This is a genomic window from Helicobacter cynogastricus, assembly GCF_900197855.1.
GTDB classification, from domain to species: Bacteria; Campylobacterota; Campylobacteria; order Campylobacterales; family Helicobacteraceae; genus Helicobacter; species Helicobacter cynogastricus.
This window is the reverse complement of record NZ_FZMQ01000008.1, coordinates 32,275-45,019: the sequence shown is the minus strand read 5'-3', so window position 1 is coordinate 45,019 and position 12,745 is coordinate 32,275. Positions and strand designations below refer to the sequence as shown.

General features: G+C 45.1%; 12 protein-coding genes. 2 read left to right on the top strand and 10 right to left on the bottom strand.

Annotated features, from left to right (window positions below):
* The 9 genes from C6H00_RS04895 to flhA all read right to left on the bottom strand — a co-directional run.
* Window positions 1–323 (bottom strand): hypothetical protein (locus C6H00_RS04895; RefSeq protein WP_158655731.1); only part of this gene is annotated, 323 nt, incomplete at its 3' end.
* Window positions 320–634 (bottom strand): thioredoxin family protein, encoded by a 315-nt coding sequence (locus tag C6H00_RS04890; RefSeq protein ID WP_104749901.1) that lies wholly within the window; start codon window positions 632–634, stop codon window positions 320–322. The genes C6H00_RS04895 and C6H00_RS04890, both read right to left, overlap by 4 nt.
* Before the next feature lie 14 nt (window positions 635–648).
* Window positions 649–1,473: a 4-hydroxy-3-methylbut-2-enyl diphosphate reductase gene (locus tag C6H00_RS04885; protein WP_104749900.1), complete on the bottom strand. Its 825-nt coding sequence runs from the start codon at window positions 1,471–1,473 to the stop codon at window positions 649–651.
* Window positions 1,454–2,773, bottom strand: coding sequence for a 3-phosphoshikimate 1-carboxyvinyltransferase (gene aroA, locus C6H00_RS04880; RefSeq protein ID WP_104749899.1), 1,320 nt, complete (start codon window positions 2,771–2,773; stop codon window positions 1,454–1,456). The genes C6H00_RS04885 and aroA overlap by 20 nt, the downstream gene beginning before the upstream one ends.
* Complete coding sequence (ytpR, locus tag C6H00_RS04875; RefSeq protein ID WP_199769190.1) at window positions 2,770–5,073, bottom strand: YtpR family tRNA-binding protein; 2,304 nt, start codon at window positions 5,071–5,073, stop codon at window positions 2,770–2,772. The genes aroA and ytpR overlap by 4 nt, the downstream gene beginning before the upstream one ends.
* Window positions 5,073–6,071, bottom strand: coding sequence for a phenylalanine--tRNA ligase subunit alpha (gene pheS, locus C6H00_RS04870; protein WP_104749898.1), 999 nt, complete (start codon window positions 6,069–6,071; stop codon window positions 5,073–5,075). The genes ytpR and pheS overlap by 1 nt, the downstream gene beginning before the upstream one ends.
* 6 nt (window positions 6,072–6,077) lie before the next feature.
* Window positions 6,078–6,758, bottom strand: coding sequence for a hypothetical protein (locus C6H00_RS04865; protein WP_104749897.1), 681 nt, complete (start codon window positions 6,756–6,758; stop codon window positions 6,078–6,080).
* A gap of 11 nt (window positions 6,759–6,769) precedes the next feature.
* A complete protein-coding gene (locus C6H00_RS04860; RefSeq protein ID WP_104749896.1) occupies window positions 6,770–7,864 on the bottom strand; it encodes a DHH family phosphoesterase in 1,095 nt (364 codons plus the stop codon).
* Between the two features lie 8 nt (window positions 7,865–7,872).
* Window positions 7,873–10,071, bottom strand: coding sequence for a flagellar biosynthesis protein FlhA (gene flhA, locus C6H00_RS04855; protein WP_104749906.1), 2,199 nt, complete (start codon window positions 10,069–10,071; stop codon window positions 7,873–7,875).
* Between the two features lie 105 nt (window positions 10,072–10,176).
* Here flhA and rpsO point away from each other — a divergent pair, with 105 nt between their 5' ends.
* Both rpsO and C6H00_RS04845 read left to right on the top strand, forming a co-directional pair.
* On the top strand, window positions 10,177–10,449 hold the full coding sequence (gene rpsO / locus C6H00_RS04850; protein WP_104749895.1) for a 30S ribosomal protein S15: 273 nt from the start codon (window positions 10,177–10,179) through the stop codon (window positions 10,447–10,449).
* Window positions 10,449–11,699 carry an O-antigen ligase family protein gene (locus tag C6H00_RS04845; protein WP_104749894.1) on the top strand — a complete coding sequence of 417 codons (1,251 nt, stop codon included), beginning with the start codon at window positions 10,449–10,451 and terminating at the stop codon, window positions 11,697–11,699. The genes rpsO and C6H00_RS04845 overlap by 1 nt, the downstream gene beginning before the upstream one ends.
* On the opposite strand, the gene C6H00_RS04840 is transcribed toward C6H00_RS04845, so the two are convergent.
* Window positions 11,700–12,743, bottom strand: a complete 1,044-nt coding sequence (locus C6H00_RS04840; RefSeq protein ID WP_104749893.1) for a sensor histidine kinase — start codon at window positions 12,741–12,743, stop codon at window positions 11,700–11,702.
* Window positions 12,744–12,745 lie beyond the last annotated feature (2 nt).

Genomic DNA, 12,745 nt, shown 5'->3' with positions numbered 1-12,745 from the left:
GGGGGGGGGGGTAGAGAGCGCAAGATGAGAGAGCGAGGACCGGGAGTGTGCACAAATTGCTCAGGAAAACGAGGACCGGGGGTTTTTCCTTGCGCTAAAGTTTTGTTAGCCAAGATAAAATCTTGGTTGTCAAGAGGGGCGATCTCAGAAAAAACGCGAGTTTTTTGAGGGTGATAAATAGGGTTAAAATGACTTGGACGAGGAGGAGTCTTTATAAGAGCGCGTATAAAAGCGCGTACAATGTTATAAAAATAACGCAAAACACCATAGAGGGGGGAGGGCAAGAAATGCTTTAGCGATAGAACAAATGTGTTAAATCTCATAGGAGTGCCTTGATCGCATTTTCAATAGGCCCACGACTTCCTGGCTCTACCAAGCGATCCCCAACTTCTGTACCATTTTTATAAAAAATCAAGGTTGGAATACGCCTAATGCCCAGCTCCTCTTTGAGATCCTCGCTTGCATCAAAATCCACCTTATAGAAATTCACACGGCCCGCGTAATCCTTGGCTAATTGTTGCATAATGGGTTCTATCCTACGACAATCCGGACACCAAGAAGCCCCCACATCAACCACCACAATCCCTTCTTGAACTTTTTGTTTGTAGTCCGCACTGGTAATACTAGCAATCATCTGATCTCCTTTGTTTAAATTTGAGCAATTTGAGTTTTTACTTTTTCAATGATCCAATCTGGAGTGGAAGCTCCTGCGCTAATCCCGCAGAGTTTTTTACCTCTAAACCACTCTAGGTTGAGGTCGTTAAAATCCTCTACCAAGTAGCTATCCGTGCAAAATTCTTTAGCGATATGAAAAAGTTGCTTGGTGTTTGAAGAGGTCTTGCCCCCCACAATCACCATAATATCCACTTCTTGGCTGAGTTCTCTGACCGCCTCTTGGTTATCAAAAGTGGCGTTGCAGATGGTGTTAAAAATGCGCACCTCCGCACAGCGCGCGATGAGAAAACTCGCAATTTCTAAGAGTTTAGGAGTTTGTTTGGTAGTTTGAGACACTAGCGCGATTTTTTTGCCCAATTTTTGGGTCTGCAACTCCTCTAAGGAGCTTACCACTAAGGGGGGCGTGCTAGAATAACTAATCACCCCTTTGACCTCAGGATGATCGGCATCTCCAAAGAGCACGATCTGATAGCCTTGTGCGCTCATTTTCTCTACAATCTGCTGGGGTTTGATCACATAGGGACAAGTCGCATCAATGATCTGTGCACCCTTGTCTTTAAGCTTGGCTAAATCGTTTTTAGGGATTCCATGCGTGCGGATGATCACGCTTTTATGGAGTTCAATGCCTTCTACATCTTCTTGTACGCGCACATTGTAATCTTGTTCTAGGCGTTTGATCTCTTTGGGGTTGTGGATGAGCGAGCCTAGAGTGAGACTATTTTTATTCTTTTGGGCAATCTCAATGGCGCGCTTCACCCCAAAACAAAAGCCATAATTCTTAGCCATTTTCACTTGCATAAACTTCCTTAAGGGAGGTAATACCTCTTAAAATCTCTATAAAATTGGGGAAGGAAACCCCCATACAATCGGCATTTTTCAATCTGCCCCCACAAGCGAGCAACGCCACTGCAAGGCTTAACGCAATGCGGTGATCTCCAAAACTCTCTAGGGGCTCTTGAGGGCTTTTAAGATACCCCCCTTTAATGCCAAAACCATCTTCGTAAGCTTGGCATTCTATGCCCATTTTGGCTAAATTACTTAAAGTAGTGGCGATTCGATCGCTTTCTTTGACGCGCAATTCTTGAGCATTGCGCACGTGGCTAACTCCTTTAGCCACACTCATCGCCACTGCTAGGGCGGGCAATTCATCAATGAGCGAGGGGATATTTTCTGCAATCTCAAAGGCTTTTAGAGGGCGGTGTTCCACATAAATATCTCCCACAGACTCGATCTGCGCGCTATGTGGGTGAAACTCCACATGCAAGCCCATCTTTTTTAACACTTGAAAAGCCTCTATGCGCGTGGGATTAAGCAGGACATTTTTTAGTAATACTGCGCTTTGAGGCACGAGCGCGGCCGCTAGGGCAAAGTAAAACGCGCTAGAAGGGTCAACAGGGATTGTCCAAGAAAAAGACTCTAGGGGTTTTTGCAGGGGTTCTAGGGTGATGTGCTGATCACCAATTTGGATATTTGCGCCCAAAGCCTCTAGTATGCGCTCAGTGTGATCGCGACTCAAAGAGGGCTCGCTAAAAATAAGAGAGTCTTTGGCCTGCAAGGCAGCTAAAAGCAACGCGCTTTTAACTTGAGCTGAAGAGAGAGGGCTAGAGTATTTGAGTCCACTTAAAGGCGTGCTAAGAATGCTCAAAGGGGCTAGGGTGTTTTGTACGCGCGCGCCAATGCGCGCGCCCATTTGTTGCAAGGGGGCGATCACACGCCCCATAGGGCGTTGACTTAAAGAAGAATCGCCCACTAAGATATAATGATTTTTCTGGTGTTGGCTACTAGCAAGCAAACCGCTAAAAAGACGCATGGTTGTGCCTGAATTGCGGCAATTTAGGGGCTTGGCAGGCTCGCTAAATTGTAAAAAGCGTTTAGGGGGGGTGAATTTCAGGGTATTTGCGCGCGCTTGCACCCTAAGCCCTAGAGCTTTAGCAATATTAAGAGTGCTTAGGCAATCCTGCCCTCTGAGAAAATTTTGTACATAACAAGGTTTTTGGCAAAAAAGCGCGAAAATCACGGCACGATGACTCAAAGATTTATCAGCGGGCAAGTGTTCTAAGATCAGATCAAAGGCAGGGGCGGGGGTGATGTGTATCATTTGAGTTTGGCCTTAAAATCGTGCTCTAGCACGCCTAAAGCTTGCTGCGTGATAGCCTGTAATTGTGTGTCTGTCAAGGATTCTTGGGATTGGATTTTTAAGCGCAGACTCAAGGCGATCTGTTCAGAATTTTCCGTGTAAATGTCTAGGGGGAAGACCTCTTTTAAATGCGCAATACGCGCCCCTAAAAGACATTGCTTAAGGGCACTAAAAGAGCAATTTTTATCAACGATCAAGGTCAAATCTCGAAAGCTGGTAGGGAGCTTAGAAAAGCTTTGTGCTTGGTAGGGCTTTTGTTGCAAAGCTGTGCGATCTATTTCGGCAATAAAACCCTCTAGCAAGTCCTCTTTTTGCACCAATACCGGATTGATCGCTCCTAATACTCCAATCCTGCGCCCCTCTTGGATCAGCCACGCGCTTTGGTAGGGGTGGTAGACAATCTTTAAATAGGCATGCTCTTGGGTTTGCTCTTGCATGATGGGTTCTAGCTCAAATGCGCCAATCACGCTAGAGAGGGCATGGGCAAAGGCGTAAAAGTCCCATATCTGCCCCTTAGGGTGGGGATAGTGGGGCAGAGTTTTAAGCGTGGTGGTTAAAAAGGCAAGGCTTTGGCTTTCCTCACGCTGGGCATTATAAACACTCCCTAGCTCAAAAAGAGCAATACTCTTAAAGCCTAAGTTTTTATTGCGTGCAACAGCTTGCAAAAGTCCAGGAATTAAAGAAGTGCGCAAGGTGCTCATGTCAGCATTAATAGGGTTGAGCAGGTCTAGGTTTTCTTGCAAAGTGGGGTAACCCAACACCTCTAAATACTCTTTTTTGGCAAAGAGATAATGCGCCACCTCTTTAAAGCCCAAAGCCAAAGCTTTTGTGGCTAGAGCTCTCTCAAAGCGGTAGCGGGCATAATGAGGATTGGCGTTATTAGTTTCTGTGGTATGCAAAAGGGCTTTAGGGGCGTTGTCAATACCCACAAAGCGCAAAATCTCCTCAGCGATGTCATGCACGCCTTCAATGTCATGGCGGTAGGGGGGAATGTGCAGAGTGAGCGCATCCCCTACTACTTCTACCCCAAAACCCAACCCCTCTAAGATCGCACACACGCGCTCTAAATCCACTTGCATGCCCAACACTTGGGTGATCTCTTGGGGCGTGATTTGAAGAGCTTGAGGGACTAGCGTGCTTATAGACGCGCTAGTCTGTAAGCTAGCCTTTGGATAAAAGCGCGCGAGCAACAAGGCTAGCCACTCTAAGCCCTCTTGCACCTGTGGGTTGCTCCCGCGCTGGGTGCGGTGGATGAGGGCGAGGGTGGTCTCTTGGGGTTGCTTGTGCAGGCTTTGGCATAAATGGCCGGGTTCTATAAAACTGGCTTCTAGCAAATAGGGGGAGATTTGGGGGGGATTGGGAGGGGAGCTTACCCCAATAGTAGCTAGAGTCTTGTTAGCATGTTGAGTGTATAAAAAACCCTCTGAAGACATGCGCACTTCTAAAGACACATTTGGGTAGGCCTGCAAAATCACTCCGCTTAAATAAGTGGCGTATTCAAGCAAATTGGCGATCAAACTTTCTTGCAAATTATGTTGCAAAGCTAGAGTAAGCGCGATTTCTAGGGGTAGAGTGTGTTCCTCTAACTCTAAGGTAGCATATCCCAACGCGCAGGGGGGCAGGCTTGCAGGGAGAGTGGGGGAGGTTTTCAGGGAGCTACAAGAGAGTTTGGGGGGCTTTTTCAAGCGCAGGGCATAGAGCGCGCTAATTTCGCGTGCGATGCCCAAAGCACTTAAGCAGTCTCCCCGATTAGGAGTGAGGGCGATCTCTAAAAGCGCGCCTTTAAAAAAGGGCAAATCTTTTAGAAGGGTACCTAGTTTTAAGGGTTCATCTCTATTTAAACTGCTATCTAAAATCAAAATCCCTTCATAAAGCTTGGGTAAACCTAGCTCAACACTCGAGCAGAGCATGCCAAAGCTTTCCACCCCTCTAAGCGTGCTAGGCTGGATATTCAAGCTGCACGCGCTCAAATGCGCCCCGGGCAAAGCTAGCGCGACAAATTGCCCCGCGCACACATTTTTAGCCCCACAGACAATTTGAAGAATTTCACCCCCTCTATCCACTTGGCAAATGCTAAGTTTCTGCGCATTAGGGTGGGGCTCTTTGCTAATCACTTGAGCGATCACCACCTCTTGAGGCAGATCAAAAAAGTGTACACCTTCTACTTCCAAGCCCACACGACTCAAATCCGTGCACAGGGCAGATACATCGGGCAAATCCCCCTCTAAAAAGTCCTGTAAAATATAAGTGTTGAGCAACATTAAAAAGCCTCTAGCAATCTCAAATCGGTTTCAAAAAGACTTCTTAGATCGTTGATTGCGCAGGTGAGCATGGTTAAGCGTTCAATGCCCAATCCAAAAGCATAACCACTCACCCCCTTCAAACCCGCATGTTTAAAGACATTAGGGTGCACACAGCCTGCCCCTAAAATCTCTAACCAACCGGTGTGCTTGCACACTTTGCATCCTTCTTGAGCGCAGAACACACAGCTGATATCTACCTCTGCGCTAGGCTCGGTAAAAGGGAAAAAGCTAGAGCGCCAGCGCACATGGACATCCCCAAAGAGATGGTGTAAAAAGTCCTCTAAAACCTGTTTGAGATGCCCAAAATGCACCCTGTGTTCTAAATCCACAACCAATCCCTCTACTTGGGAAAACATGGGGGTGTGCGTGGTGTCATAATCGCGCCGAAAAGTAGGGCCCACTCCAATCATCTTAATAGGAGGTTTTTGGGTCTGCATGGCATGGATTTGAGTGGGGGAAGTGTGGGTACGCAAAAGTTTATGATCTTTAAAATAAAAGGTGTCTTGCATGGCGCGCGCGGGGTGGTAAGCGGGCATGTTGAGCGCGTCAAAATTATAAAACTCTTCTTCTACTAATGCCCCCAAGTGCAATTTAAAACCTAGCTGGGTGAAATAAGTGATGATGCGATCTTTAGTATAACTCAAGGGATGCCCCAAACTCGCGCTAGATTGGGTATAGGCCAGCGTGGGGTCGATCTTTTCTGCTTTTAGGCGCGTTTCTAATTCGCAATCTTGTAAAATCTGTTTGCGTTCCGCGTGTGCGCGAGTAAAAGCTTCTTTAAAGTGGTTGAGCTCTTGGGCTTTTTGGGCTTTTTCCTGTCCGCTTAGATTCTTGAGCTGGGCAAATTCTTGAGTGAGGATTCCCTTTTTGCCTAAAGCCTGTAAACGCAGGTCTTCTAGGGCTTTGAGAGTAACAACGCTAGAAACCTGTTCCAAAAGAGTGTATAAAGTTTGCAAGTAAGCCTACCTGATATCTAGTTTAAAAGTATGCACATCCTTATTGAGCGCAATCTTAACCACAATTGTTCCAGGAGTAATGTGCTTAGGATCAATCACCACAAAGCCTCCTCTAGCCTTGCCATCGGGTTTTAAGGTGGAGCGTCTTAAATAGTTAATCGCCATGATTTTAAAAGCTTGGCGTTCATCTTGCATGATCGCTTGGGTCTGCGCATCATCCATCATCATAAAGGGTACGCCCATCATCATGTCATAGGCCAAGAAAGCCCCTTGTCCATAATAAAACATAGGTGAGGGAATATTGTCTCCTGTGATGGGCGTAGAGGGCACGGCGATATTAAATTTTTGCAACACGGGATCAAAATCATAACTTGATCGCACCATCTGTCTGAAATTGAGTACAGGAAGATTTATTTGTCCCTCAGTGGCCGTAATGTGGCTACTATCAAAGTCAACCGGACTACCACCAGTAATCTGTGCTCCTACATAAATCACTAGGGGGGGATTGTCTAGTCCCTTAAGTTGTTTTTGTGCCACCTCAACTTGTACTTTGGAATTTGATTGGCTGGAGGTGAGCACTTGCACCCCGTTATTATACCTAGTTACATTTTCAGGAATCACGCTGTATTTCGTGCACCCTGTAGCCAACCCCAAAGCTAAACAAGAAGCGACAACCCATGACCTCATGAAGACTCCTTTTAAATATTAAAACCAAACCGATTGGCAAAAAAACTATCAGAACCGCCCTCGTTTTTTCGCGCAAAGACCCCCTCTAATTGTTCTTTGATGTCATAATAGCTAAAACTTTCTTTAAAACCCTCAATTTTGCCCCCACTGGCGTTTTTATGCCCTCCGCCATTGAAATACTGCTTGCTAATGCTACTTACATCGCATTTATTATTAGAACGCAAGCTCACGGAACCTCTAAAACTCACATCAATATAAAAATCAAATTCGGGATTTTCGCGTAAAAAGAGATTGGCTAAAACGCTAATGCCTCCCATGTTGTAGCTCAAAAACCCTCTTTTACCATCGCAAAGCACAGTACAAATCTCTTTATTTTTAGAGAGTAGAGCAACTTGAGCGTTAGAGGCGATATTATCCATAGTTTCCATATCAGGGTTCCCTCCTAAAGCAATCTTTTTAAGCTTAAAGAGATCATTGTCAAATAAAACCGCGCCTCTCTCTTGATGGATATAGGCGGGCACATGTTCTAAAAGTGCGAATTTATAGGCGCGGTTTTGCGCATCAAACATGGAGCGGTTGAGCTCATGGGTGCTTGCAATCATGCGCATACACACCTTGCCCAGTTCAAAACCAAAACCCTCTTCTTGCCAAATATCAATAGAATTAATCATCTCCACCATGGGAGCGAGCTTTTCTAACGCGTCCTCTTGAAGGGGCTTAAAACGCTCTTTAAGGGTTTCATAGGTGATTTTAGAGGCACTCCTTTCTACATCCAGATGATACCAAGAATAGGCCTGCGCAGCATCTTGTCCGGTGATATGGTGATCTAAGAGCAAGATTTCTACTTCTCTACCCTGCAGGCGCAACGCTTCGCATTCCTTTTGCAAAAACTCCGCCTCACCTAAAGTGAGGTTGAGATCGGTAACCAAGATCAACGCCTTTTGAAGAATGGGCTTGTTAAGCGCATTGATAATTTCCTTGAGTCGTGCGGAGACTTCCTTGCCATAGTTGGCGTTGTAATAACTGATTTGCTCAAAAAAATGGCGGCTGATAAACTGGCAACCATAGCCGTCTAAGTCAGTATGGGATAGGTGAAAGACCTGCATGAATTTCCTTAAAAATTAATATTAATTGTGCCCAAAACTTCGTATTTGGCATTGGTGTCTAGCTCGGCATGGCTTAAGACCACAATGTCAATCTTGAATTGTTCCATTTTAGTAGAGAGGGGGCGGCGCAACTCCGGATCAACAATGAGAATCACCGGAGCAATCCCGCGTTGTAAAATTTTCATCGACTCAGCAGAGATATTTTCAATGAGTTGCTGCATTTCGGTCGCGTTTAGCAGTAAGAATTTTCCCGAGGTCTGATCTTTGAGCTTATTGAGCAAAAATTGCTCGGTGGCTGTGCCTAGGGTGAGTAATTTAAGCGTGCCGTCCTCAGATTTAAAAATATTAGTGATGACTCTAGAGAGGCGCGCGCGCACCTGTTCGGTCAAGATGGTGATGTCATTTTGCACGCTAGGGGCGATGTCAGTGATAGTCTCTAAAATGGTGAGCATGTCCCTAATGGGGATTTTCTCATGTAAGAGTTCTTGCAACACAGAGCGAATCACTCCAGTAGGGATTTTCTTAGCCTCCTCAACAATGGCAGGGTAGTCATTAGCCAAGCGTTCTAAAAGGGATTTGACTTCATCTTTTGTAATAAACTCTTCGGCGTAATTTTTGACCAGCTCGCTAGTGTGTGTGGCAATCACCGTGGAGGGGTCAATGATGGTATAACCCTGAATGATCGCCTCTTCTTTGTCTTTGGGCTCAATCCAAAGCGCGTCCATGCCAAAGGCGGGCTCTTTGGTAGGAATGCCTTCAATTTCCTTTCCTGCAAAGCCCGTATTCATGGCCAAGAAACGATCGGGCATCACGCTCCCATCTCCAATACTCACTCCTTTAAGCTTGATCTCATAGTGGGTGGGGGGGAGTTGGAGATTATCTCTAATACGGATTTGAGGCATTAAAAAGCCGTAATCACTGGCAATTTTCTTACGAATGCCACGAATGCGCTCGAGCAAATCCCCCCCCTGCTTGACATCGGCTAGGGAGATAAGTTGGTAACCCAATGCCAACTCCAAAAACTCAATTTTAAGCACCTCATTAATGGCTTGCTCTTCTTCTTTTTTGATTTCCTCCGCGCTTTTTTGGGGGCGCGTTATGGGGGCTTGCTCTACCTGTGTAGTAACTCTAGTAGAGAGATCTACCCCCGTTTTTTTACTCAACCACTTTTCGAACTTACTAAAGAGGTTGTCTTTGCCTTCGCGTGAAATCAGCCACGCAATGAATAAAAACAAACTCCCCACAAAGGCAAGCGAAAAGGTAGGCAAGCCGGGCACGCTCGCAAAGAGCAATAAGATACAGCCCACAATGACCAAAGTCTTACTTTTATCGGTAAGTTGGGTGATGAGCTTGCTAGCAAAATTCTCTTCTTCGTGCTGAGTGGTGCGTGTGGCGACAATGCCCGTAGCCGTGGCGATGATGAGCGCAGGAATTTGTCCCACCAAGCCATCTCCAATGGTTAAAATCGTGAAAGTAGAGGCACTATAAGACATGGTCATGTCCCTCTGGAAGACTCCTACCAAAAAACCCCCGATAATATTAATCAAGGTGATGATAATTGAAGCGATCGCATCGCCCTTAACAAACTTGCTTGCTCCATCCATCGCGCCGTAAAAATCCGCCTCTTGAGTGAGGGCCGCACGGCGTTTTTTGGCCTCATCGCTATCAATGAGCCCGGAGTTTAAATCCGCATCGATGGCCATTTGTTTTCCGGGCATCGCATCCAAAGCAAAGCGCGCGCGCACCTCAGTAACCCGCGTAGAGCCATTAGTTACTACCAAAAGATTAACCAGCACCAAAATACTAAAAATGATCGTCCCAATAACATAATTCCCACTGACAGTAAATTCCCCAAAGGCACTAATAATATCGCTGACCGCACTAGGTCCTTTGTAGCCCTCTGTTAAAATCATGCGTGTGGTGGCGACATTGAGCGCGAGGCGATAAAGCGTTACGATGAGCAGCAAAGTAGGGAAGGCGCTAAAATCGGTGGGCTTGGTGATGTAAAGTCCGATTAAAATAATGAGCACAGAAAGGGCGATAGAAATAGTGAGCAGAAAATCCAATAAAAAGGGAGGCAGAGGCACGATGATGATCCCCAAAATGGCGATCACAAAGGCGACCACGGTCAAATCTTTAGAGCGAGACAGCTCCCTAAAAAAAGGAAAGGCTTTTTTTAGAAGACCCTTTTGTTTGTCGCGCGCCAACTCTACTCCCTGCTTGTAAATTTGCACTATTTTACAATTTTTCGTGTAAATTTTGACTTTTTAGGTTATAATGCCCACTTATCTAAATTCCTATAGGAGGTCTCCATGGCTTTAAATACGGAGAAAAAACAAGAAATTATTAGGCAGTTTGCCCGTCAGGAAAATGACACGGGTTCTTGTGAAGTGCAGATCGCACTTTTGAGTCGTAGAATTGCGGATTTAACCACCCATTTAAAACATAATCCCAAAGATCATTCCAGTCGTTTAGGGCTTCTTAAGCTAGTGGGGCATCGCAAAAATCTTCTTAAATACCTTAAAAACACTCATCATGATCGTTACATGGAGCTTATTGGCGCGTTAGGTATTAAGAATCGTTAATGCCTTGGGTTTCTCATGCCTTTAGTTTTCTCTTTTCCCTATTTTTCTTACTCTCTTTTAAAAGGGCTGGTGCTCACGCCCTGATCGTTGTACTTGTGCTCAGTGCGCTTGTTTATTATTTTACCTGGAAACCCCCCTTAAAACTTTCTAAGGGTCTTAGATGGTTAGCACTGGCATGTGTACTTATGTTCTTAAGCGCACTGCCTCCTCTCTTTATTCAAGGCGATTTGGCTAGTTGGCGTTACAATTTGCCTACCTTAGAAATGCCTTTAATCTATGTTTTTGGGGCGGTTATTTTGGTGTGTTTGAGTGGGGCTAATTTAAATCTCAAGCAAACATGGATTTTTCAAAGCATGGCAATCGCTTGCGCGCTCAATGGAAGCATCGCCCTGATTCAAAGGATTTTTTTGGATATAGGGCGGGTGAGTGGTTGGAGTAGCATCATGGCTTTTGTTGTGCTCACCAGCATCGCCATTTTTGGGTGCTATATCTACGCACTTTATTCTGAAAAACGCCATGAAAAGATACTTTTTAGTGTAGCCCTCTTGTTAGGTTTTGTGGTCGTGCTTTTCAGCGGAACTCGCAGTGCGATGACCGCCTTTTTTGTCGGTTTTTTCGCCCTTTCTGTGTTGGTGTTGTATGTCCAAAAATCCTTGCGCGCCTTACCCTACATGCTAGCCATTATTTTAGGTTTTGCTAGTTTGTTTGCTCTTGATCATTTCCTAGAAAACCGAGGGGTTTTACAAACTGCTAGGTCAGCCACCGATTCGTTTAGCTACGATCTCAAACTCTATGCCCAAAAAGACCCTAATACCAGCACGGGTCTACGCCTCGCGCGCTGGAAAGTTGCTATTGCTATTATGCGTCTTTCGCCTATTTTTGGCATGAGTCCGAGCACCAAGTGTAAACGACTATCCGAGATTTTAGCTTTGGCGCATTCCTATAGAAAAGCAGAAGATATTAATTGTGCGGAAAAGTATGAAAATGAGATTCTCAACACTTTGGCCGGTAGGGGTTTAGTGGGTGTGGGGGTGCTTCTTTTATTTTGGGCAGTGGTGTGGCTTTTTTTTTGGCGACGAGTCACCATTAATCCTCAAGTTTCTTTGCTTGTGTTAAGCATGTTGGTCTTTTACATGGTGTTTGCTATGGGTTTTGATCCCTTCTCCTTTTTTACTGAGGGGAGTTTTTTTATAGGTATTGTGGCTTTGGGTGTTATAGCTACACAATCTGCCAAGCCACAACGCGCCTGATTAGTGATTTTCTCCCTTAGAGGATTGCTCCAAATCCCTTAAAAAGCGGATTTCAAAAATTTTCTCTTCTGTATCTAGCAAGGTGATCTTGCCTCCATGCGCTTCTACAACTTGCAAAGAGAGGGCCAAGCCTAAACCATTGCCCTTTAACTTGGTGGTTTCAAAGGGCTCAAAAAGCAATTCTTTATCCAACACTTCCTTGCCATCATCTTGAATATGGCACACTATCCACTCTCCCTCTTCAAAAATCCGCACCTCAATCACCCCCTCATCTTGAGCTCCCTCTTCAATGGCATCAATGGCGTTATAAAGGAAATTTTGCAAGGCGATACTCAGTAAGCTCAGGTCGTAGTGCGCGCTGATGGGAGCGATCTGCGTTTTTAGGGTGATCTCTTTAGTGTAGGTGTATTGATTGAGTGCTTCTGTGATCTCATCTTCAAGTAAACTTAGACTTTGGACCACCCTATTAGCATGCACACCTTTAGAAAAAAGCAAAGTAGCCTTGATAATGCGCTCCACACGCCAAAGGGATTTTTGTAACTCAAAGACAATGGGTTGTATTTTGGGGTCTACTTTTTTGAGTAATACCGAAGTCAGCAGAGAAATAGAGCCTACAGGGTTACGGATTTCATGGGCTAAATGGGCGGAAATCTTGCCCATAGAAACTAATCTCTCTTGGCGTTTTTGCTTGGTAATGTCTGTAGCAGTGATGATCTCTTTACCCTGTATCTTATTATGCTGAAAAAGGTAGTTTTTGCCCTCGTGTTCGATTTCTGTATTAAAATCCAACGCCCGCGCTTTTTCAAAGATGTCTTGATTCTCTAGTGCTTTACTATTCTTATAGAAAAAACTCTTATTTTCATTGAGCACCCAAATGGCTTGGGGCAGAATCTCAATCACCCACTCATATAGGGCTTTATAATCTTTAAACTCCTTTTCAACGCGATAACTCTGCAAAATAAACTCATTGAGCAAAGCCAAGAGCTCTTGGCGATCGCCAATCTTATGTAAAATTCCCTCTTCTTCATGGTTGTCAGATGCCACTC